Source organism: Bartonella sp. CL25QHWL (genome assembly GCF_042195335.1).
GTDB lineage: Bacteria > Pseudomonadota > Alphaproteobacteria > Rhizobiales > Rhizobiaceae > Bartonella.
Map to the genome: position 1 here is coordinate 70468 of NZ_JBHIOE010000006.1, position 24349 is coordinate 94816.

Below are 24349 nucleotides of genomic sequence, written 5' to 3' on the forward strand. Positions count from 1 at the left end.
TTTAAAATCCACATAACCAATTTAGCAGTTTAGGTCAATCATCCCCTTAAAAATCAAATAAACGATAAAAAAATCTTGTCAATTTTCTTTTACTCTTTCCCTAAAAAGCTTTTTTGGTAATATGATTCGTCTGCCAAAACAGCTTTCACCAATTGCGCATTAATTCTATGCCCACTACAATAAGAACGAAATAATCCAATAAAAGGTGCTCCCAGCAAAGCAGTATCACCAATCGCATCAAGCATCTTGTGCCGAACACATTCATTCTCCCAATAAGGACCATCGGGATTTAAAATTTTATCATTAAGGTCGATAACAAGAGAATTTTCCAAAGAAGCACCTCTCGCCTTCCCAGAAAGCCTTAATTCTTCCACGTCTTTGATAAAACCAAAAGTGCGCGCACGTGACAAATCATCCCTAAACCCTCGTGTGGTAAGATCAAAACTGAAATGTTGCTTACCAATAGCAGAAGAAGGAAAAGAGATCGTTATATCAAAACGACGTCCATCGAATGGCAAAAGCTCTGCAACACCATGAGATCCTTCAACTCGCACCGGCTTTTTTATAATGAAATAAGAACGCAACGCATTTTGCTGTACAATACCAACATCTTCAAAAGCTTGGCAATATAGCCACGCTGAACCATCCAAAATAGGAATCTCATTATGTGACACTTCAATAACAAGATTATCCAAATTATAAGCAGCAATTGCTGCCATCAAATGTTCAATTGTTTCAACCCTTACATCTCCATCTCCAAGTACTGTTGATAATTCAGTTTCTCCTGTTTGCGATGCATGAGCTTGAAATATTTTCTCTGTTCCGTCTAATCCACAACGCTTAAAAACAATACCACACCCAACATCCGCTGGACAAACCTTTACCACTGACAAACAGCCACTGTGAACGCCAATCCCCTTAAATGTTACTGCTTTTTTAAGAGTAGACTGATATTTTGGTACTAAATTCATCATAATCATTTTATTAAATTGCTTGTACATCTTTTAACAAAATTTATAAAATTATAAAGAATATTCATAGTAAATAATAAAAAAAAACCGCTTATAATAAGCGGTTTTTTTTAAAACAAAGTATTTTATCAAAAAAACAGCAATATATTTTACTGTATAATTTTTGACTGATCATTAAAGAAATAATAATTTTTCTTACTTTATCTCACTTTTCATCAATTAATTTGCCTGACGACGTAAAAATGCTGGTATTTCCAACTGATCTTCTTCACTTATAAAAGTACGTTGATCTTGTGGTACCTGAGGGTGCAGCTCACCAGAACGACGTGGAACATACACAGAAGCATCTTGAGAAAGTGCCTGAGAATTTTTATTGTAAACATGAGACTCTTTCTGCTGAGATGATCTAACAGCAGGCTCCAGCCTCGCTTCTGGCTCAGCTTCTTCACGATGTGTCAAGCTCTGTTTCAAACGCTGCCAAAGATTACGAGGACCTTGATCAGTCACAAATGTTCTTTGACTTTGTCCATGAGCAACAGGAGGAAAATCCTTTAACTCAGGCATACGCATTGGAGCGCGCGCTTGCATTTGTTGCATTTGTTTTGGTTGCACTGGCTTTTCTTTTTGCTTCACAACCCCTGTCATCTCATCAAGAACATGTGCTGTTGCCTCCATACTCACAGGAGCTGTCATCGCCTGTTGAGAACCACGGCTTACTTGCATACGAGGCACATTGGATCTCTGTTCCTGAACAGCATTTGAACCATACGCAACAGCATTCGTGGCACTTCGTGTCGTCATTGATTCTGCAGGTTGTGCAAAAATTTGACTTTTGGGACGGAACTGTTCTCCGGTTGATTTACCCTTCTCTATTTCAAGTGATTCGATTACTTCTACCATTGACTCAGAACGCAGAGGCGATGACTGAACATGAAAAGAACTGTGTGACGTTCCAGGATCGCTCTTGCGTATTGAAGAAGCAGGTCTTTGAATCTGAGGATGAGAGGACTGAACAACATCACTAACTTCACGATCAATACCGGTGGCAACCACAGAAACACGAATAACACCTTCCAATGACTCATCATCAATAGCGCCAAAGATCACATTCGCATCAGCATCCACTTCTTCACGAATACGATTAGCAGCTTCATCAACCTCAAAGAGAGTCATATCACGACCACCTGTAATAGAAATCAGTAAACCACGCGCCCCACGCATAGAGGTATCATCCAACAGTGGGTTTGCAATAGCAGCTTCAGCCGCAGCCAAAGCACGCCCATCACCAGATGCCTCACCCGTTCCCATCATGGCTCGCCCCATTTCGTGCATAACAGAACGAACATCAGCAAAATCAAGGTTAATTAAACCCTCTTTAATCATCAAATCCGTAATGGAAGCAACACCAGAATAAAGCACTTGGTCAGCCATAGCAAAAGCATCAGCAAACGTTGTCTTATCATTTGCAATACGGAAAAGATTTTGATTGGGTATAACAATCAATGTATCGACAGACTTTTGTAATTCTTCAATACCAGCCTCTGCCGTTTTCATACGACGTGCGCCTTCAAACTGAAACGGCTTTGTCACAACACCAACAGTCAAAATACCTTTTTCACGCGCTGCGCGAGCAACAACGGGAGCAGCTCCTGTTCCAGTTCCTCCCCCCATACCAGCAGTAATGAAAACCATATGAGAGTCTGCAAGATGATCAATAATTTCATCAATACATTCCTCTGCCGCCGCTTGTCCAACTTCCGGCAAAGCCCCAGCACCCAAACCTTCTGTCACAGCTGCCCCAAGTTGGATAACACGTTCAGCCTTTGACATAGCCAAAGCCTGTGCATCCGTATTTGCAACAACAAAGTCAACTCCCTGAAGACCAGCATTTATCATATTATTCACGGCATTCCCGCCACCACCTCCAACACCAAAAACGGTAATGCGTGGCTTCAATTCCGCGATATCTGGCCGATGCAGATTAATCGTCATTTTCTTTTCCTTCTCATAAGACACCGCAAGCCAAAGCGATGAAATTTATCCAACTAGACTTAACTAAAAACTCTCACGCAACCACTCACCAACACGCTGAAAATACCCACGCGTGCCCATCGATAAATGATTTCCTGCCGCCTGCATTGTTTTTTCTTCAAAACCCACCAATTGCGGATAAATTAACAACCCAACAGCAGATGTAAACGCCGCCCCTTTTGCAAGAGAAGGAAGCCTCGAAATACCTAAAGGCCGCCCGATACGAACATTTCTTCCTAATATAGTACGTGCCATTTCTGGCAATCCTGTTAACTGGCTTGCTCCCCCCGTCAAAATAACACGTTTACCAATGATGTGACCAAAACCAGAACGATTTAAACAATCACGGACCATTTCTAAAATTTCTTCAACACGCGCACGAATGATACGCCCAAGAACCGCGCGAGGATATTGAGTTTCACGCTGTTCACTCCCAATTTCTGCTACATTAATCATTTGCCGCTCATCAGCACTTGTTAAAAGTGCTGAACCATAAACAACTTTTAAACGTTCCGCCTCTGTTAAAGACATAGAAAATCCGCGCGCAACATCAAGAGTGACATGATGCCCCCCAACAGCAAGAGCATCCGCATGAATAAATTTTCCTTCAAAAAACACTGAAAATGTTGTTGTTCCACCACCAAAATCAATACACGCAGCCCCTAAATGCGCCTCATCATTCATCAAGACAGCAAGACCACTTGCAAAGGGAGTAGCAACCATTGCTTCAACACTCAAATGTGCACGATTAATACAAGTTTCTAAATTACGCAAAGAGGCTGTTTCTGCTGTTACCACATGCACGTCGACACCAAACGTTTCCCCTGCCATGCCAATAGGATCAAAAATTCCTTTATCTCCATCCAATACATAAGAAACTGGAACTGAGTGCATAACATGACGTTCAGCATCAAAGGCTTTACGCGAAACATCTGAAAAGGCCATACGCATATCACGCTTGGTGACTTCACGACCATTCAAATGGACCTTTCCATTAATCAAAGCACTTTGTAATCGACTTGAGGAAAAATTCACAATCACTGAATCCACCACCAAACCCGCCATTTTTTCTGCCGCATCAACAGCCAATCTTATTGATTGTTCTGCTGCAAACATATCCATGACAACACCGGATTTAATACCACGTGAACGCTGCACTCCAAAGCCTAGAATTTCCGTAGAATGTGTACGACCATGTAAATAGTGTGCATGCTTCAAAGGACGCAAACAAGCAATAAGACAAACAATCTTACTTGAACCGACATCAAGTACCGTTAAAAAACGTGTTTTACGCCCCTTCAAATGATGTGATCTGAGTAGCATCATAGGCTTCCTGCCTTTCGCGCTTTTAAAATACGTTCTTCTTCTGCTACAGTAGCATGATAACGCTCCAACGTTTCATCTGATAAAGAAACAGTAATTCGATCAGCAAGACGTAAATCAACACTGAGAATATCGCGAGATAAAAGATCTTGCATTGTACCGGACGAAAAAAGAGAAGAAAGCCTTTCAAGAGCACCATTTTCAGGCAACATAACGCGCATTCCATTATTCAAAACAAGATCCCAACGTCGATCACCTACCCGCACAAAAGCACGAATACGATCATATACTTCCGGATAGACTGACAGCGCTTGAATAAACACTTTAGCAGCATTTTGTGCCCCCTGCCCAACCACAAGAGGTAAATCCCGAACAATTTCCCCTTTAAAAGGCACAATGACACGACCTGTATTATCAACAATATCCATTATGCCATCATGTTGCCAAATGGCATAGGGTTCACGCTCCACGATGGAAATGCGCATTTTATTAGGATAAATTTTCTGAACATTAGCCGATTGCACCCAAGCCTGTTTTTCCAAAAGAGAACGCGCTCTTTCAACATCAAAAGTGAATATAGAAGGCGCAACATCAAGTTTTAAAATTTTAAAAATATCCTGCTTTGCCAAGCGCTTATTACCGCTTATATCAACATGAGTGACCACAAAACTACTATCCAATATGATCGTGTTTACGATCACAGCCATCTGACCACTTGATGAAAGTCCATAAAAAGCCGTAACAAAGAAAAACCATACAACAGCAAAAGAGCCAAAATGGCGTGGAATATGAATATTAACAAAAACAAACTCAAACATAAACCGAAGAAAACGACGATAAAGACGTGGCAAAGCCGGCACTGAAAGCACCTCCATCGGAACATTTGTTTTACTAACATTCAACGCATACATGATGCGTCCTCCACCATCCATTGAACAATATCGCCGTAAGTACGGCCGCTCGCTTTTGCAATATCAGGAAGAAGAGACGTCGATGTCATACCGGGTTGCGTATTAATTTCAAGCCAAACCAACTCTCCCGTTTTTTCATCAAAACGAAAATCAGAACGGCTAACACCTCGACACCCTATCGCCTGATGGGCTGCTAAAGACATTCTTTGCACACTTTGGTAAATATTTAGTGAAAGTTGTGCAGGACAAATGTGAAGAGAACCACCCGTTTTATATTTTGAGTCATAATCGTAGAATGGAAAGTTTTTATCGGGAAGAATTTCACACACATCCAGCACTTCATTCCCCAAAACAGCACAAGTCAATTCACGACCAGGAATATATTTTTCAATCATCACCTCATCGGCATATCCCCACTCAGCTCCCCCAATATTATGCGGCGGTACAGCTTCATTTCCTTGGACAATGACAACACCAAAACTTGATCCTTCACACACAGGTTTAATTACATAAGGAGGCTCCATGGGATGCGTTCGGCCCAAAGCAAAGCGGCTCATGATACGAGAAGGAGCAACACAAACCCCAACATTTGCAACGATAATTTTTGCACGTCCCTTATCCATTGCCAAAGCAGATGCCATCACGCCAGAATGAGTATAAGGAATTTTTAAATATTCAAGAATCCCCTGAATCCGGCCATCTTCACCAAATGGACCATGCAATGCATTGAAGGCAATATCGGGCTGCAACTGTTCAAGAACAGAAGCAATACGAGCATCAACATCCACGCGGCTCACGCGATACCCCTGTACCTCTAGAACATCAGCACAAGCCGCCCCTGAAGATAAACTTACAGACCGCTCAGAAGAAAAACCTCCCATTAACACAGCTATATGTTTATCTTTCATAATAAATCACCCTCTTTCGCATACTATATGTAGTCTATATAGAATACATCAGCACCATATACAGGAAAAACAAAGTTTATCCTTGCGAATCAATAACCTAGCATTTTGCATAATGAATCAGACTCAAAAGCCTGATGCAAGAGATTCTTTGTTAATTTATTGATTCTTAATAGAAATTTTTTATTATCTCTTTGAAATGACTCAATTTTTTATTTTCACTTTTTTAGTGAACAATAAATCAATGAAATGGATCAAAAGGAGAAACACTTCGACCACGCTCAAATTGACCAATACGCTCTATTTCCCATTGTAAAAGGTGGGCTGAATTTGCAAAAACACGTGCACGCACTGTTTCTCCCAATGCTTCAAGATCATATCCTGTTGCTTGCCCTGTATTAATCATAAAATTACAGTGCATTTCACTCATTTGAGCGCCACCAATCCGTAAACCACGACACCCTGCTTCATCAATCACGCGCCACGCAGATCCATTCCCAGGATTTTTGAAAGTTGACCCCCCTGTTTTTTCACGAATAGGTTGCACTGTTTCTCTGTGGAGGGCAACTTCATCCATAGCAGCACGAATATCATCTTTATTGCCGAGTTTTCCTTCCAATAAAGCAGCCGTAAAAATAAAATCTTTAGGAACATCACAATGGCGATAGGAATAATGCATATCTTTCACACTCAAGATATGACGTTGCCCTTTACGATCCAGCGCATAGACCTCGACAACACGCGCTGCGGTTTCAACACCATTCGCACCAGCGTTCATTTTGAGAGCTCCTCCAAGACCTCCAGGAATACCATGATAAAAATGAAAACCTGCAATCTCAGCTTCTAAAGCGGCAGCAGCTAAATGTTTATCCGCCGCACCAGCACCAACTAAAAAGCCTTTTGGAGAAACCTGCTTCACTTGCCCAAAACTTTTTGGCGAAAGACGAATCACAACACCAGGAACCCCCCCATCACGCACCAGAAGATTAGAACCGATACCGACAATTGTTACAGGAACAAATTCAGGCAAATTTTGAAGAAAGAGAGCCAAATCTTCTTCATCAACAGGCTGATAAAAAAGCTCTGCCAATCCGCCCGTGCGAAACCACGTTACCTTACGCATCTCAACATTAGGTGTAAGTTTTCCTCTCACGCCACCCAACAATGGTTGCAATTGCGCCAATAGCGCCTCACCATCAATGTGCTGAAAATTTATCATGACCATCCAATACCGCTAACTGATGAGGCAACGCACAAGCCCATTGTGTGATATTGCCAGCACCAAGAAAAACAACATAATCCTCTGCCTGAGCAAATTTTGAGACAAGAGACACAACATCTTCCAAACCATGTATCAAGCGCACATCACGATGACCCGCCATTTTAATATGCTCTACCAATTCTTGAGAACCAAATCCTACAATAGGCTCTTCACCAGCCGCATAAACGGGCGTAATCAACACTGTATCTGCATCATTAAAACAAGCAGCAAAATCATCAAATAAATGATACAACCGTGAATACCGATGAGGTTGTGCAATCGCAATAACACGCCCTTTTGCACTCTCACGTGCAGCACGCAAAACAGCCTTTATTTCGACAGGATGATGTCCATAATCATCAAATATTTCAATGCCACGCCAACTTCCTGTTCGCGTAAAACGCCGTTTTACTCCGCCAAATTCTGCTAAGCCCCTTTTTATAGCTTCATTTGAAATGCCAAGTTCATGCGCAATAGCAATCGCCGCCGTTGCATTGGCAACATTATGCTGCCCTGCCATAGGCAAAAGCATATTTTTCAACTCAATCTTTCTTCCTGTTTTGCGTGAGCGAACAAGAACATCAAAATGCGTTTTTTGACCATCCATCGAAAGATTAAGAAAACGAACATCTGCTTGTGGATTTGCACCATAAGTGATCACCCAACGATCATCAATACGGCCCGCCAATGACTGAACCTCTGGATGATCAAGGCACAAAACAGCAAAACCATAAAAGGGAACATTTTCTACGAATTGCCGAAAAGCCTCACGCACAGCATCAAAACTTCCATAATGATCCAAATGCTCAGCGTCAATATTAGTAATAACAGCAATATCAGCAGGCAGCTTTAAAAATGTACCATCACTTTCATCAGCTTCAACAATCATCCAATCGCCATCTCCTGTACGAGAATTCGTACCATAAGCATTAATAATACCGCCATTAATCACCACTGGATCAAAATGACCAGCATCAAGAAGGGCTGCAACCATTGATGTGGTTGTTGTTTTACCATGTGTACCACCCACCGCAATTGCACGCCGAAACCGCATCAGCTCCGCCAGCATTTCTGCACGTCTAACAAGCGGTAAATGTCTTTCCTTTGCAGCAATATACTCAGGATTTGTTTTTTTAACGGCAGTAGAAAAAACAACAACCTCTGCATTCCCTAAGTTTTCAGCACAATGACCTATATGAACGTTAATTCCTTTTTTCCGCAAACGTTCAACATTTGCACTTTCAACTTGATCTGACCCTTGAACTTTATAGCCAAGATTATAAAAAACCTCCGCAATTCCACTCATACCGATCCCCCCGATTCCGATAAAATGGATAACGCCTATATCAAGTGGCATTTTCATTAAAAAGCTCCTCTTTTATATCTGACAACAATCGCCCTGCAATTAAGGATTCAGCCATATCAGCAAGGCAACGGGTTGCATGAGGTTGCCCAACTTTTTTTGCAGCAAGCGCTTGTTTTTCCAATAAATGGGGTGCACAACAAGCGTGCATTAAAAGAGAAAAAAGCTTTTGTGCATTCAAATCTTTTTCTGATACAATTTGCGCACCACCTACACGAGCAAGCAGAGCTGCATTGGCAGCCTGATCATGATCTAAAGCATGGGGATAGGGAACAAGCAAAGCAGGTCTACCAATCACCGCTATCTCACAAACGGACGAAGCCCCAGCGCGCGACAAAATAAAATGAGCATGTGCCATACGTTCAGCCATATCATCAAAAAAAGGAGCAACCTCTGCTTGTACGCCCATATCACGATAGATTTTGATCAACCCTCCTGCTTCACCGCGGACTTGCTGTACAATTCGTAAACGTTTACGGTTCTTATCATCGAATAAAGCAATCGCTTCTGGAACAATATGTGAAAAAGCAGAAGCCCCTTGGCTACCTCCAAAAATCAAAAAATTAAATGGCTTTTCCCCCTCTGAAGAATGATAAGGAATTTTGGCCGCCTTCAACACAGCCTCACGGACAGGATTCCCCGTCAAAAGTATTTTATGAGCATAAGCGCCATTTGGCGACAACAAACCACCAGCGATTGCACGCACAAAAATTGCCAACACCCGATTGGCACGCCCCATAACAGCATTTTGTTCATGAATAAATGTCACACGCCTCGTTAAAGCCGCAATAAAAAGAGGAGGAAAGCTCGGATACCCCCCAAATCCTCCAACAAGAACAGGACGTAATTTATAAAACAACGCCAACGATTGCCCCATTCCCCTTAGCAAAGACCAAAACGTCTTTATCAGAGCAAAAGGATGACGTCGTATAAACGTTGCCGATGAAACGATATGAATATGCTCTTCATCAAAGCACCGAACAAAAGGTCGTGCTCTTTCATCTGTTATTAAATGAACATCATATCCACGCTTCCTTAATTCAACAGAAAGGGCTTCAGCAGGAAAAAGATGTCCACCTGTACCACCAGCCACCAAAACAATAACTTTTTTATCATTCATAAGGGGTATCCAAGACAGAAGAGGAAGAAAAAGCTGAAAGGCGTGCTTCTGGCCAACGACGTGTTAAACTAAGCAAAATGCCCATTGAAAACGCAATCGCCACCATCGAAGAACCACCGTAAGAAATAAAAGGCAATGTCATGCCTTTTGGAGGAATTAAGTGAAGATTAACGGCCATATTAATAGCTGATTGAAAGCCAATCATCATTGCTATGCCAGTAATACCAAGACGTATAAAGGAATCACGTGTATTCATGGCTATATACAATGAACGCATAACGATAAAGCCAAACAGCATCATAATTAATAAACAAAGAATAATACCATATTCTTCAGCAGCAACGGAAAATACAAAATCTGTATGGCTATCAGGAATGATACGTTTTACTGTTCCCTCCCCAGGACCTTGCCCAAACCAACCACCATTCAAAATAGCCTCACGTCCTACATCCACTTGAAAAGTATCTCCTTCACCTGTCAAAAAACCATTGATCCGCTCGCGCACATGATGCAGAAAAAAATAAGCTAAAATAATTCCTACAACGCCTAAAATGAGAAAGAGAAAAATAATAGTAAGAGGTACACCAGCAATAAAAAACAGCCCCCCCCATGTTGCACTTATTAAAACTGTTTGTCCAATATCAGGCTGCAAAACCAGAAGCACACAACAAATGCCATAAAGTACAATCGCTAACGTATAACCTAGAATTCCCCTCTTGCGTATCTGTTCCGAAAAAAGCCAAGCGGACATAACCACAAAAGCTGGCTTCATAAACTCTGAAGCCTGTACAGAAAAACCAAATAGCTGAATCCATCGCCGTGCTCCCTTTAACTCTGGACCAAAAAATAAGGTTGCAACCATAAGAGCAAGCGTTACAATGAGCAAAAGAGCACATAAACGACGAATATTAGAAAGCGAAAAAAAAGAAATGGTAACCATCGTAAAAAATGCTAAAATGCTGAAAATAATATGCCACCGAACAAAATAAAAACTATCAGCAATTCCGATTTTTTTTGTAATAATGGGGCTGGCAGCAAAAGACAGCATAATGCCAATTCCCATTAAAATTAAACAAGCTGCAAAGATAGAGCGATCAATCGTCCACCACCAATTAGCAATTGGATCTCTATCTGCACGCGTCACCATGATATACACACCTTATCCATTTTATAAATTGTCTCAAAGTGATATGGGTTCCCAGCCTGTTTAACAAACACTTTAAAAACTAAATTACACAAAAAAAGATTCTGGAGTCTTAACGCAAAAATATTTTTTATAATTGATGCTTTTTTTATTGTAACTGCATCACAAAAGAGACAAATGCTTCGCCTCGCATTTCATAATTTTTAAATTGGTCATAACTTGCACAAGCAGGTGACAAAAGAACCGTCACCTCTTTTGCCTTACAGCCTATTGCGTCAACAGCTGCTTCACGCACCGCATTTTTCAAAGTTAAGCTCATAGAAAAGGGAAAAGAAGATCCAATAGTGCGAGCAAATTCTTCCGCCGCGCTCCCAATCAAATAGGCTTTACGAATTTTAGGAAAAAATTCTCTAAGAGACTCTATTCCTCCCTTTTTTGCCTGTCCCCCAACAATCCAAAAAATATCATTAAAGGTGGAAAGCGCAGGAGCTGTTGCATCTGCATTAGTCGCCTTGCTGTCATTGATAAACAAAACCGCCCCCATTTTACGCACCTGTTGCATACGATGATCCAACCCTTTATAACTTGCTAAATGCTTGTCCATAGAAGGATCGGTTATTTTTAAAGCCTGCAACGTTGCTAATGCCATAAGGGCATTTTGCGCATTATGCCTCCCACGTAACACCGCCATAGGAGCAAGATCTGCAAGCATATGACGCTGTCCTTGACGAACAGAAAAGAGCTTGGTCCCATCTGCATAAAAACCATTTTCAACAAAATGATCCTTGGAAATTGCCTCAATTTGCTTCCCCTCATGAAGTAACTGTTGATATAAAACCCGGCAAGCTGCATCATCAACTGAAATAAAAGCCTGAGAAGCCTGAGCAATCAGATGCCTTTTGGTTTGCACATAACAGGCAAAACTTCCATGTCGATCAATATGATCAGGTGTGAGATTTAATAAAAGTCCAATAGTCGGCTGAAGAGAGGGAGTAAGATCAATTTGAAATGATGAACATTCAATCACATAGATACGTTTTTTAACAAAGGGCTTAAGCGTCAATATTGCCTTTCCAATATTTCCCCCCATCTGCACATCATAGCCCATTTTTTCCAACAAATGCGCAAGTAAAGATGTTGTGGTTGACTTCCCATTCGTCCCCGTAATCGCAATGAAAGGAACGTCTTTGTCACAAAAACCATAATGCTGTAAAAATTGATGGCGCGCCCGAACAAATAATTCAATATCACCGATAATTTCTATATTTTTTTTTCGTGCTTTTTCAACAACCCAATGGGGTTGAGGATAACTTAAAGGAACTCCAGGAGCTACAATCAATGCAACAAATTCTGACCAATCTTCATAACGGAGATCTCGTGTTGGAATATTGTGCCGAAAAGCCATTTGCACGCTTGAAGGACTATCATCCCACGCCACCACTTCTGCACCACCACACATCAATGCTTGTGCCGTTGCTAGTCCAGACTGTCCCAATCCAAACAGAGCAACTTTTTGACCTTTATAACACGCAACAGAAATCACATTCTCACCGCAATTTAAGTGTTGAAAGACCTATGAGAGCGAGAACAATCGAAATAATCCAAAAGCGTATCACGACTTGGCTTTCAGTCCAGCCTTTTTTCTCAAAATGGTGATGTATCGGTGCCATAAGAAACACGCGTTTTCTTGTTAATTTGAAATAACCAACCTGAATAACGACCGAAAAAGCTTCCACAACAAAAAGCCCACCAATAAGAACCAAAACAATTTCGTGTTTCGTAGCAACCGCAACAGTCCCTAAGAGTCCTCCAAGAGCCAATGAACCAGTATCTCCCATAAAAATAGCTGCAGGTGGTGCATTAAACCATAAAAAACCAAGCCCTGCCCCAACAACAGCTCCCAATAAAACAGCCAATTCACCTGTACCCGATACATAATGGATTTGGAGATAATCAGCAAAATTCATATTACCAGAAAGATAAGCAATCAGAGCAAAAGATAAAGCTGCAACCATCACAGGAACAATAGCAAGCCCATCGAGTCCATCCGTTAAATTAACCGCATTACCCGTCGCGACAATGACAAACGCAGAAAAAGGAATAAAAAACCAGCCCAAATTGATAAGATAATCTTTTAAAAAAGGCAAAGCGAATCCAGATGAGCCAATTTTCAGAATAACAAAAGCCGCAATTGCGGCAACACAAAACTCTAAGCTTAACCGTGCTTTCCCAGAAAATCCTTTGTCTGTTTGTTTTGTGACCTTAAGATAATCGTCATAAAATCCAATTGCCCCAAAAGAAAGCATAACCAATAGCGATACCCAAAAGTAAATATTCGATAAATTACACCACAAAAATGCCGATACCACAATGCCGGTTAAAATCATCAATCCACCCATTGTAGGTGTTCCAGCCTTTTTAAAATGTGTTTGAGGACCATCAGCACGAATCGGTTGTCCCTTACCCTGCCGCAATTTAAGAGAAGCAATGATGCTAGGTCCAAACAAAAAGACGATAAGTCCCGAAGTAAGCATAGCCGCTATCGTGCGAAAAGTAATATAACGAAATACATTCACACCTGGAAGCCAATCACTAAACGAAGAAAAAAACAGCATCATTGTACAAAAAACCTCTTAAAACTATGAAGAAACCGCTTTATAGCGATCAAGCAATGCAGTCACAATATTTGATGAACAAAGGCTATTGGATGATTTAACCATAAGCAGATCCCCAGAAGAAATTTCTGCTAAAAGAAGCGGTAAAATTTTCTCAATATTTTCAGCATAATGAACCTTAACACCAGTAGACAAATCACTGACTAAAGATTTCATCGCCTCACCAAATAGAAAAACCGGATTAGCACCGGAAAGACGTATTGGTTTTATTAAATCACGATGAAGCTTTTCACTATACTCCCCTAATTCTAGCATATCCCCTAAAATAGCAATTCGCCGCCCCTCTTTCCCTACAGGTCCTGTAGCAAGAAGCTCAAGTGCAGCACGCATAGAAGCAGGATTTGCATTATAGCTTTCATCAATGAGATAAAATTCACCCCCATTTGATAAAGACAATTGATAACGAACACCTCGCCCCTTTTGAGAAGAAAAATGGCGAAAAGAAAGAAAAACAGGCTCTAACTCAACCCCCATAGCATCACAAGCAGCAATAACCCCTAAACTATTTTGCACAATATGGCGTCCTGGAGCACCAATTTGAACCTCCCTATCTCGCCCCCCAATACGCACAATCATAGAAGTACTATCAGTTAGAAGACGTATACCTCGCGCTTGATAATCAGCATCTTTAGTCTCACCAAAGCTTAAGATCTTCTTTACACCGCATTTCTTTGCTTTTTGAACGAGATAAGAAAAAAAATCACTATCCGCATTTAAAATGGCAATTCCTTTTTCATCTAATCCTTCAAAAATTTCAGCTTTTGCCTTTGCTATTTCTTCAAGATCTTTGAAAAAACCCATATGTCCTGCACAAATATGCGTAATGAGAGCAACATGCGGACAAACCAGTTTGACCAGAGGGCGAATTTCATCTCTATGATTCATACCAATTTCAAAGATACCATAATCACTCTCCATAGACATCCGCGCTAAAGTGAGTGGAACCCCCCAGCAATTGTTTAAAGAAGCGAGATTCGCATGAACATTCCCAGCAGTTGCAAGAGCTTGTTTCAAAGCTTCTTTTGTCGTTGTTTTTCCCACTGATCCTGTTACCGCGATAATCTTAGCTCTTGAACGTTTGCGTGCAGCTTGTGCAAGTTGTTCTAAGGCTTGCAAAACATCAGGAACGACAATGAGTGGAGCCGATATCTTTTTCATATCCCTCAAACGGTGTTCCGCAACGATAAGAACGCCTGCACCTCGTTCATAAGCTTGCGCAGCAAAATCATGACCATCAAGATGATGCCCCTTAATGCAGAAAAAAACATCCCCTTCCGCAAGAGTACGGCTATCAATGGAAACCCCAGAAAAAGTTTCTGGCATGCTTCCCATTACAACACCATTAATTGCAGCAACAAGTGCTTGCTTATCCCATAAAGCTGTCATTTCTTTCGGTCCTCTAAAGCTTCTATCGCTTTCAGACGATCTGAAAAAGGATAAGTTGTCTGCCCTATAATTTGGCCATCCTCATGACCTTTTCCAGCAATGATTAATGTGTCACCAACTTTCAAAAGCTCCACCGCGTAAGAAATAGCCTCACCACGATCTGCTATCTCTATTGCTGTTGGCACCGCCTGTAAAATATCCTTGCGTATTTTTTCTGGCATTTCTGTGCGAGGATTATCATCCGTTACAATAACAATGTCCGCTTTATCCGCCGCAATTTTTCCCATCAAAGGTCTTTTTCCTTGATCACGATCTCCTCCACAACCAAAAACAACGATCAAGCGCCCTTGCGTAAAGGGACGAACAGAAAGCAAAACCTGCTCCAAAGCTTCTGGTTTATGGGCATAATCAATATAAACAAGTGCATTATTTTCTGTCTTTCCCACAAACTCTAATCGCCCAGGTGCCCCCTGCAAAGTTTCAAGCGCAGAAAAAACCTTACGAGGTGAAGCACCCGTTGCAATTGCTAACCCCGCTGCCATAAGCGCATTAGCTACCTGAAAATCTCCAGCTAAAGGCAAAACAAATGTATAAATATTGTTTTCCACACGACACTCAATACACTGTTTTGAGCGTTGATGTTCGACACGATTAATCGTGATAAATTGCCCCTTACGACCAATTGTCAAAACACGGCGACGCGCTTGTGTGACAACATCAATAACCTTTTGTGAATAGACATCATCAGCAAAAATCAAAGCAGGAGCAGATACAGGCAAAAGTGTATCAAATAACCTCATTTTAGCCCGCAAATAATCCTCTACCCCCGTGTGATAATCCATGTGATCTCGCCCTAAATTGGTGAAGGCACCAGCCGTTAAACGGACTCCATCAAGTCGCCCTTGATCAAGCCCATGCGAAGAAGCTTCAAGAGCTGCATGTGTCACACCTTCATGAGAAATTTCATAAAGAAGACGGTGCAAGACGACCGGATCAGGTGTTGTGAGAGAACCATAAACATTCCGTTTAGGAGAAACAACACCAACCGTTCCTATACTCGCAGCACAAAATCCAACATAAGTCCAAATTTGCCGAAGAAAAGAGACAACAGATGTTTTACCACTTGTACCAGTCACAGCAACGACCGTTTCAGGCTGAGAACCGTAAAAACGTGCAGCTGCCAACGCTAAACTATGACGAACATTAGAAACACGTAAAATGGGAACAGATAAATCCTCAAGAACAGCATGACAATCTGTAACGATTGCTCGTGCACCACGCTTTATCGCATCATCTATATAGTGTCTTCCATCACTTTTTTTTCCTTGAACAGCAACAAAAACATAGCCTGGCAAAACTTGTCGAGAATCCGCACTTATTCCTGTTATTTCTATTGAAGAAAGACTTTCATCTTCAACGCATTCTGTAAAAACTGTTCCCAACAACATGATAACGCACCTTTATATTCATTTTACCGTTGTTTAACGAAACTTGAATTGCTCTTTTTACTTAAAAGAGGCTCATATTCTTTTTTAAAATCGGGTTTTACACCAAGAAAACTAGCTGTGCGACGAACAATATTAGCAAGCATTGGTCCAGCATTCATCCCCGCTGTTGCTGAACGCTGTCCCTCAGCAGGCTTTGGTTCATCAATAATTGTTAAAACAACATAAGCAGGATCCTCAATAGGAAAAGCAGCAAGAAAACTATTAAAATTTTTTGTTTTAGAATATTTTCCATTTTCAACTTTTTCAGCTGTTCCTGTCTTACCACCTACACGATAACCTTCAACTTTTGCATTACGTCCAGAACCAATATCACTATTTAATTTATAAAGGTAACGCATATTTTGACTTGTTTTAGCCTGCAAAACCCGTTTTGCATGGTGCAAAGTTTGTTCTTTTGGCCGTTTTAAAAATGTCGGAGCAATTAACCAACCACCATTCATTAAAGCAGCAGCCCCGACAGCTGTTTGCAAGGGTGTTGTTGCCATACCATGCCCAAAAGAAATCGTCATAGAATGGATATCCTTCCAATGATTTGGCACAATAGGGTGGGCAACTTCAGGCAACTCTGTTGTGAGACGATCCAGTAATCCAAGTTTTTGCAAAAAACCACGATGTTTATCAATCCCTATCGCCAACGCCTCTTTAGCAGAACCAATATTAGAAGAATAAATAAAAACCTCCCATAACGTTAAGGGTCGATTTTTTCCATGAAAATCATGAATAGTATAGCCACTACTTGCTTTTATTGGCTTTGAAGCATCAATAATACTGTTTAAATGAAAAATATCGGAATCAAGAGCCATAGCGGTCGTAAAACTTTTAATGATCGATCCCATTTCAAAAGCTCCTGCCGTCATCCGATTGAGACGATCACTTTTTAAAGCTTCAACAGGATTTCCAGGATCAAAGTCTGGTAGTGATGCCAAAGCCAAAACTTCCCCCGTATGTATATTTAAAATAACAGCTCCTGCAGCAATTGCCTTATAACGCTTCATAGCCTGAATAAGTTCATCATGAACAATTGACTGAACACGCACATCAATCGAAAGCTGAACTTGTTTTAATGATTCTTCCATGGCAAGACCAGCGGCACGCAAAGCACTCAGCCCCGCATCATCAATGTATTTTTCCATACCTGCAATGCCCTGATTATCAACATTCACCATACCGAGAATATGGGAAGTTACAGGTCCATCAGGATAAAAACGACGAATTTCAGTCCGAAAACCAATTCCTGGTATACCAAGAGCCATAATTTGCGTCTTCTGCATTGGTGTTAACCCACGCTGTATCCAAGAAAAACCAGATTTTCTTTTTAAGCGCTTATAGGTTTCCTGCCAATTAAGATCAGGCAAAACTGTTGAGAGCAATTCAATTGTTTCATCCACATCAATAATACGCCGTGGCTCAGCAAAAAGTGAATAAGTTTTAATATCTGTTGCCAATAAACGACCATTACGATCAACGATATCAGGCCGTGCCATCAATTGAAGCATTCCTGGCCCCTTTGCTTCTTCAATCTGTCCACCTTCCAACCCATAAGAAATAAGGCAAGCCCCCATGATTCCATATAAAATTAAAAAGCAGAACAACGAAAAAAGCAAACGTGGACGACTAGAATAGGGACGACGAACAGAAACATTATGATTATTCAACGAATTCTTTAAGCGCTTTTTCTTCTGTGAGAATAAAAAAGTCGATTTCATTACTGCGCGCCTTTTTGGACAACACTATTGATCTGAGAAGCTCGATTATTTGTCAAAATATCCTGATTATCTTCCAAGATATTTTGTTTAATCACTTCTTCAATTTGATCATGTACCTGTACCGGAATGTCTTTAAACTCCACGATTTGACGCGGCTGTATAACCTCTAACCCAAGTTCTTTCTGATAACGTTTCGCAAGTTTTTGCATGCGTGAAGGCCTTATCATCACAGCCCACTCAGCATGAAGCAAACTTACCGTATTTTTTGCTGCAGCAATTTCATGCTCAAGATGAAGAACTTCGTTCATTCGTTTTTGAACATCATATTTTACCTTATAAGTAAGTCCTGCCATACAAATCATAATCAACACTAAAATCATATCAAATGTACGAAAAACTGTCATTTTTTGCTGCCTTCAAAACTGGCAATCTCTGCTAAACCAAATAATTTCATATCTGCTGCAAGAGCCTCTGCTTCAGTCCGTACACCAATACGCAACCTCGCAGAACGTGAACGAGGATTTTTCTGTAACTCCTCTTTAGTTGCCGTGATCCCACCTTTAAACAAAGGAAAAAATGTTGCTGGAGCAGCCTTCATTTCAGGCAGATAGCGTGATCTCATACATTCTCCAGAACGAGCCGAAAAAAATCTTTTGACCATACGATCTTCAAGAGAATGAAAACTGACAACCCCCAAACGGCCTCCAGCTTTTAAAACGCGTTCAGCAGCAAATAAACCACATGCCAATTCACCAATTTCATCATTAACATAGATACGAAGAGCCTGAAATACACGTGTTGCTGGATGAATACGATCTCCCGGTTTACGTCCTATCAACGCTTCGATAGCATACGCCAAATCACCTGTACGCAAAAAAGGCTGTACAACACGACGCTTTTCAATCATCCGTGCAATTCGCCCCGCATAACGCTCTTCCCCTAATATCTTAAAAATACGTGCCAAATCCCTTGCTTTTAAATGATTGACAACATCGCTGGCTGTAAAACCAGTCTGAGCCATTCGCATATCCAATGGACCATCTTTTTGAAAAGAAAAACCTCTTTCTGCTTCATCCAGCTGCATTGAAGAGACACCAATATCCAAAATAACTGCATCCACCTTCTCTTCAACGACACGATCGAGCTGTGAAAATGCCATATGGACCAAACGAAGACGTGGAAAAAATTCTTCAACAAGCGATTGTCCTGCACTGATAGCATGAGGATCACGATCAAGAGCGATCACCTGTGCCCCTGCCTTTAACAAAGCGCGCGTGTAACCACCAGCACCAAAGGTACCATCAATTACTTTTGCTCCAACCAATGGCATAAGCCCAGTCAAAACTGGCTGCAACAACACTGGAATATGGCGTTCAGCTCTTTGATCCTGATTTATCAAAATAATCCGTCTTGAAGTTATGCTGTCTCAAATCAACAGCTCTCTCATGGCAACTGATCTTAGAATAACCTAGCCTTCAACTTTCATATTAATCACAATGAACGAAAAAACTAAAGTTATCCCAAAACAGATCCTAACGCATTATACTTAAAGAAATGTTATAATTTTTTAAAACACTCTTTGCTCAAGTGTCCATTTCAAACACATAGACTCCATAAAAGATCATATATAATTGATCTTATAAAATATCGCGTATCATCATGAAATATCAGTCGGCCTATAAGCCGGGTTCTGTAGAGTAAAGCTTACACTTTACATGGCAACCATTCATCTGGGACGGATGTTACCATCCGCCTCGTGCAACCTACCCGAATGACTCGCCCGGAAATCGGCTGCAAATTAAATTTTGCACGTCATTTCTATTTGGTCTTGCTCCCGGTGGGGTTTACCTTGCCACATTCATTACTGAATGCGCGGTGGGCTCTTACTCCACCCTTTCACCCTTACCTATAAAAATAGGCGGTTTACTTTCTGTGGCACTTTCCCTAGGGTCACCCCCGCCGGGTGTTACCCGGCACCGTCTTTCCATGGAGCCCGGACTTTCCTCACCTGCCGTATTTGAGCATCAGACAAGCGCGGCTGCCCAGCCGACTGACATATTGATTTATAAAATATTTTTTGCTCAATGAAAATAGCATCTTAAAATATTTTATGACAAACCTCTCTCAACAGATGTTTTTATTTTAATGAAGCCAGATAAGTTTTCACTTTTGCGCAATATTTCGCCGAAATGGAATTCATTTTTTTTGCAGCATGACCTGCATTATATTTAAGGATTGTACCACACGTACTTCCACCACTGAGTTTATACGCCCGTGCCAAATAACGCATACCATATTCAAGATTGGTCGCAGGATCGTACAAATCCTGTACAGAACCACTAAAGCCCAACCCTCGTGCCGTAGAGGGTTTAATTTGCATCAAACCTATTTCGCCAGCAGCCCCCTTTATACCTGCCTTATAATTACTTTCAACTTTTACAACAGCATGTGCTAAATTAACGGGAACATTATATTTATTCGCAAGTTTCTGAATAAGAAACTCATAAGGGCGATCAGGAATCTTAGGAGCAACAATCACTGAGGCTTCTCCTGATTCCGCAACATTTAAGACACTATGAGTCCAACTTATGTCAAATACAAAAAATACAGCACACGCTGTATTTAACAAGATTTTCAAAAATTGCATTTTCTTTCTCTTCACTCAAACATTCTCAAATTCTAGCCGCAAGTAATTTGCAAACGTATTATACAAAAAAAGAAAGCAAAAGAACGGCTTGAAAAAGGAAAGAGTAAGACAATTTCAAGATAAAATCATGTAACAAAAGAATATCTCTTTATTCACAAATCATAGATTTCTCTATATCATAAAATAAAAAAATAAAGAAACTATGGTTAATCTTATAGCGTATTAAATAAAATGATATAATCTATAAATTGCTGCTATCGCTATTGTATCACTTAATTTTTATATTAAAAAAATAGCATCTTAACTAGATGTAATATTTTTTACATAAGATTATTAATTTTTTTATTGGGATCAATCCCACAAAGTAAGAGAGACAAGAGCATCTTTTTACCGAAGATGCTCAATATCAAGAAAGTTTCATAAAAATATAAACCGCTATCAACGCTTCTCTCTGGTTAATACCCCCCCACAGCACTCTTTATATCCGATAAAACCTCAACAAATCACAAAACAAATCCCCCATTATCGCACATAAAAAATTCATAAATATACTAAAACCATCATACTCTTTACCAATTCAAAATATTGCAACAGACTTTTAGCTCTCAAGATGTCTCAAAGAAGCTTTTTAATTCCTTTTTAAAAGAGCTGTTATCCACACAGTCCTCCCACTGGTAGTGTACTAGAAACTAATTTTGATTTTTTCACCATGAATAAATTTAAAATGAGAAAATTTGACAATTCTTAAGATTCTTATTCAAGATAAAATGATAATTTATCATTATAAAACAATATACTAAAGAAGTTATATCCGTCTTTGTCTCTACAATAAAGCCTAACAATTACTTGTGTCTGTTTTTCTGAAAAATGTTAGAAAACTCAATACCCCCAAAGCCTTTTTAAATAAAAATAGACCTCTCACCTTCATTCAAATATTTTTTCTTTGTCACAGACTATCACCTTATCAGCCTTGCACCTCATTTTCAGAAATCATACAAGTGGATAAATATCCTAAAACCCGTAGAACAAAGAAAGCTTAAATCCTTTAAAAAATTTTTATTTTCTCATATCAAATAAAAAATAACTGGCATATAAAATGCGATTAACGTATTTTATGATAGTCAATACTGCTTTTGTCACTGTAGCGATTGATAATGCAATTAACTTGACCAATACCCTTGATAGATTTTTTATCTCTCCTGTAATGATTGCAACATTACCGTTATACTCCGACTGCATACCTTTTGAGTAAGATAAATTTGTTAATTATCTTACAAATTGATTATCTCCTCGCACTTTTCAAAACTTCACGAAAAGCTCTTTCTCCTTTAAAACCCAAAAGCGCAATTAAAAAATAGCTAAAAATAAGCATTAGCAATGGAAGGACGAGAAATCGCTTTTGAGAGAGCCATAGCAACAGTTTCACCAGATTTTTGAGCCTGCTCACGACTCTGACCACTTTTAGCAGCAAGCGCAATTACATCACGACGCAGCTGCGCAATAAACAACTCTTGCTGTTGAGGGTCCATCTTAGAAAGATGCTTGATAATATCTGGAAAAGACACGGACAATCTCTCTAACAACTCCTCCTCTGTTACATCAAGGTTCTGAGAAGAAGAAGAACGACCGGAAAAAAACTGATAAACAACACTACTTTGAGAAGCAAAAAAGACAGCGCCAAAAATAAAAAATACGAATAAAATAAAAATAATACGATGCGAAAAAGATCCCATTATCTCTTACCTAAAGATCACAGAATACAAACATAGATTCCTTTTATGATTCCCCTTATAGCATTCAACAATGCCTCAATAAAGAAAAATCAAATTATTAAAAATGAATACGCTAACACTCTCCGCCCAATAAGACCCGCCCCTCTATGTATTTAGGTACTATAGGCGAAACAATAACAGATCTTACACTTCCCCCCTAATAACACTTTACATTTCCTAAAATAATTACAAAAAGCCTGACTGAGGAAATCCTCAGTCAGGCCAGACAATCTAGGGGATCCACGCGGGGGGGGGGAGGAGGTTCCCCGATTGTCCTCTTACATCAACCACTAAGATAGCCGATGCAATATTCTTGCTATGGAATAAAATTTTTTAAACAACAAGAAATTCTTATCATCTTCTACGCAAAAAAACATAAAAGAATTATAAATTATTTAAAAATGTTTAAATTTAGGCAAAAAAAGTTCAAAATGACCCAATTTGAAGCAATTTTATTTCTAGAAGCACCAATTAGAATCTACGATCATTATAACTTTTAAATAGTTTCTTTCATAACTCTGATGATCATAATTTAAAAAAAACAGTAATTTCTACGTATCCACCCTATAAAAATCAAACTACGTAAAAGTAGAATCATTTTTCCAACAGCAATCACCACAAAAAGAAAAACGTAGATTTTTAAAATCTTACACAAATAACCGTAAAAAATGAAAAACATCTTCTTGCAAGAAATCTATGAATTATTCATATAAAACAATAAATTAGAGAAATAAAATCTTATCTATTTTTATAAAAAATTGCTGTAAATGATCATTAAAATATTGTGACATCCCTCATGTAACAATCAATGAAGAATTTAAACTGCTTAATCTTATGAAAAAATGAGAACTCTGAAGGTATTTGTTTCGAATCACGCCCCATCGTCATTCCAAATAACGATAAATCATTTTACAATAACCAACAGTCTCTAACGCATTTTAACATAACAAACCGAAATCAATGCAGACATTTTCTCTTAATCTCTATCATTTAAATGATCCCGTAAAATAATACACACAGTAGTTTCTGTGATAAAAAATTGTATAGTCTGTTCTTCTAACGTAAACAATTCATTGATTTACAATCATAACTCATCATTTACAATTTACATGAGAGATCTCAAGAACGTAAGGTTCCCTTATTTTCAATCTTCGTCTATTGAATCAATGAATAGCCATACTATCGCACATCACAAACAAGAAGAAGCGTATGGATAAAAAACATAAAACGATAATGCCGGCTTACAACTTTCACTTAAACTAAAGACGATGGTGCCCTATCAATTTTACGCTATACCCACGGACTGCGTCATAAGATGAGCGGCAAACATAAAAAGAAAGAAAATACGTTTGGCAAGAACAATGGACTTATTTAATAACCTTCATAACTTCTCAATGATAAAGAGATACGAAACTTTAGTGTAATATCACGCTTTTCTTTCCTACTTTCAGCCACGGACTATCCATAGATCATCGCCGATCTTATTTTTATGAATATAATGCAAAACACATAGATGAACACCATATATGAATGCTTATAGGAAGAAATAAACGTAAAGCCAGATGCGTTATTATAACCGTTGTTGTACAAAATGTTTTTAAAATTCAGAATATCACTCCAATCCAT

General features: G+C 39.7%; 18 protein-coding genes and 1 other RNA gene. All 19 read right to left on the reverse strand.

The window, feature by feature from the left end; all coding sequences use genetic code 11:
* Positions 1-89: 89 nt before the first annotated feature.
* The gene (gene lpxC, locus ACFILY_RS04825) at positions 90-974 is read right to left on the reverse strand and encodes a UDP-3-O-acyl-N-acetylglucosamine deacetylase (RefSeq protein ID WP_375637669.1); all 885 of its coding nucleotides are present in this window, start codon (positions 972-974) and stop codon (positions 90-92) included.
* Positions 975-1190: 216 nt separating this feature from the next.
* Positions 1191-2963 carry a cell division protein FtsZ gene (gene ftsZ, locus ACFILY_RS04830; protein ID WP_375637656.1) on the reverse strand — a complete coding sequence of 591 codons (1773 nt, stop codon included), beginning with the start codon at positions 2961-2963 and terminating at the stop codon, positions 1191-1193.
* Between the two features lie 63 nt (positions 2964-3026).
* Complete coding sequence (gene ftsA / locus ACFILY_RS04835) at positions 3027-4328, reverse strand: cell division protein FtsA (protein ID WP_273790775.1); 1302 nt, start codon at positions 4326-4328, stop codon at positions 3027-3029.
* A complete protein-coding gene (locus ACFILY_RS04840; RefSeq protein ID WP_273790776.1) occupies positions 4325-5236 on the reverse strand; it encodes a cell division protein FtsQ/DivIB in 912 nt (303 codons plus the stop codon). The genes ftsA and ACFILY_RS04840 overlap by 4 nt, the downstream gene beginning before the upstream one ends.
* Positions 5224-6144, reverse strand: coding sequence for a D-alanine--D-alanine ligase (locus ACFILY_RS04845; protein WP_273790777.1), 921 nt, complete (start codon positions 6142-6144; stop codon positions 5224-5226). The genes ACFILY_RS04840 and ACFILY_RS04845 overlap by 13 nt, the downstream gene beginning before the upstream one ends.
* Positions 6145-6382: 238 nt before the next feature.
* Positions 6383-7360: a UDP-N-acetylmuramate dehydrogenase gene (murB, locus tag ACFILY_RS04850; RefSeq protein ID WP_273790778.1), complete on the reverse strand. Its 978-nt coding sequence runs from the start codon at positions 7358-7360 to the stop codon at positions 6383-6385.
* A complete protein-coding gene (murC, locus tag ACFILY_RS04855; protein ID WP_273790779.1) occupies positions 7338-8765 on the reverse strand; it encodes a UDP-N-acetylmuramate--L-alanine ligase in 1428 nt (475 codons plus the stop codon). The genes murB and murC overlap by 23 nt, the downstream gene beginning before the upstream one ends.
* The gene (gene murG, locus ACFILY_RS04860) at positions 8749-9885 is read right to left on the reverse strand and encodes an undecaprenyldiphospho-muramoylpentapeptide beta-N-acetylglucosaminyltransferase (RefSeq protein WP_273790780.1); all 1137 of its coding nucleotides are present in this window, start codon (positions 9883-9885) and stop codon (positions 8749-8751) included. Before murG ends, murC begins: the two co-directional genes overlap by 17 nt.
* The gene (locus ACFILY_RS04865) at positions 9878-11032 is read right to left on the reverse strand and encodes an FtsW/RodA/SpoVE family cell cycle protein (protein ID WP_273790781.1); all 1155 of its coding nucleotides are present in this window, start codon (positions 11030-11032) and stop codon (positions 9878-9880) included. Before ACFILY_RS04865 ends, murG begins: the two co-directional genes overlap by 8 nt.
* A 145-nt stretch (positions 11033-11177) precedes the next feature.
* Positions 11178-12572, reverse strand: a complete 1395-nt coding sequence (murD, locus tag ACFILY_RS04870; RefSeq protein WP_375637657.1) for a UDP-N-acetylmuramoyl-L-alanine--D-glutamate ligase — start codon at positions 12570-12572, stop codon at positions 11178-11180.
* A gap of 4 nt (positions 12573-12576) precedes the next feature.
* Positions 12577-13647 carry a phospho-N-acetylmuramoyl-pentapeptide-transferase gene (mraY, locus tag ACFILY_RS04875; RefSeq protein WP_273790783.1) on the reverse strand — a complete coding sequence of 357 codons (1071 nt, stop codon included), beginning with the start codon at positions 13645-13647 and terminating at the stop codon, positions 12577-12579.
* A gap of 21 nt (positions 13648-13668) precedes the next feature.
* Complete coding sequence (murF, locus tag ACFILY_RS04880; RefSeq protein ID WP_375637658.1) at positions 13669-15090, reverse strand: UDP-N-acetylmuramoyl-tripeptide--D-alanyl-D-alanine ligase; 1422 nt, start codon at positions 15088-15090, stop codon at positions 13669-13671.
* Positions 15087-16538 (reverse strand): UDP-N-acetylmuramoyl-L-alanyl-D-glutamate--2,6-diaminopimelate ligase, encoded by a 1452-nt coding sequence (locus ACFILY_RS04885; protein ID WP_375631181.1) that lies wholly within the window; start codon positions 16536-16538, stop codon positions 15087-15089. The genes murF and ACFILY_RS04885 overlap by 4 nt, the downstream gene beginning before the upstream one ends.
* A gap of 23 nt (positions 16539-16561) precedes the next feature.
* Positions 16562-18304 (reverse strand): peptidoglycan D,D-transpeptidase FtsI family protein, encoded by a 1743-nt coding sequence (locus ACFILY_RS04890; RefSeq protein WP_375637659.1) that lies wholly within the window; start codon positions 18302-18304, stop codon positions 16562-16564.
* The gene (locus ACFILY_RS04895; protein ID WP_273790787.1) at positions 18304-18708 is read right to left on the reverse strand and encodes a hypothetical protein; all 405 of its coding nucleotides are present in this window, start codon (positions 18706-18708) and stop codon (positions 18304-18306) included. The genes ACFILY_RS04890 and ACFILY_RS04895 overlap by 1 nt, the downstream gene beginning before the upstream one ends.
* Entirely contained in the window at positions 18705-19703 is a 999-nt protein-coding gene (gene rsmH, locus ACFILY_RS04900; RefSeq protein ID WP_273790788.1) for a 16S rRNA (cytosine(1402)-N(4))-methyltransferase RsmH, read from the reverse strand. The genes ACFILY_RS04895 and rsmH overlap by 4 nt, the downstream gene beginning before the upstream one ends.
* A 264-nt stretch (positions 19704-19967) precedes the next feature.
* Positions 19968-20358, reverse strand: an RNA gene (rnpB, locus tag ACFILY_RS04905) — RNase P RNA component class A.
* 83 nt (positions 20359-20441) lie between these two features.
* Positions 20442-20951 (reverse strand): lytic transglycosylase domain-containing protein, encoded by a 510-nt coding sequence (locus tag ACFILY_RS04910; protein WP_273790789.1) that lies wholly within the window; start codon positions 20949-20951, stop codon positions 20442-20444.
* A gap of 1358 nt (positions 20952-22309) precedes the next feature.
* The gene (locus tag ACFILY_RS04915) at positions 22310-22684 is read right to left on the reverse strand and encodes a hypothetical protein (RefSeq protein ID WP_375637660.1); all 375 of its coding nucleotides are present in this window, start codon (positions 22682-22684) and stop codon (positions 22310-22312) included.
* Between the last annotated feature and the right edge of the window lie 1665 nt (positions 22685-24349).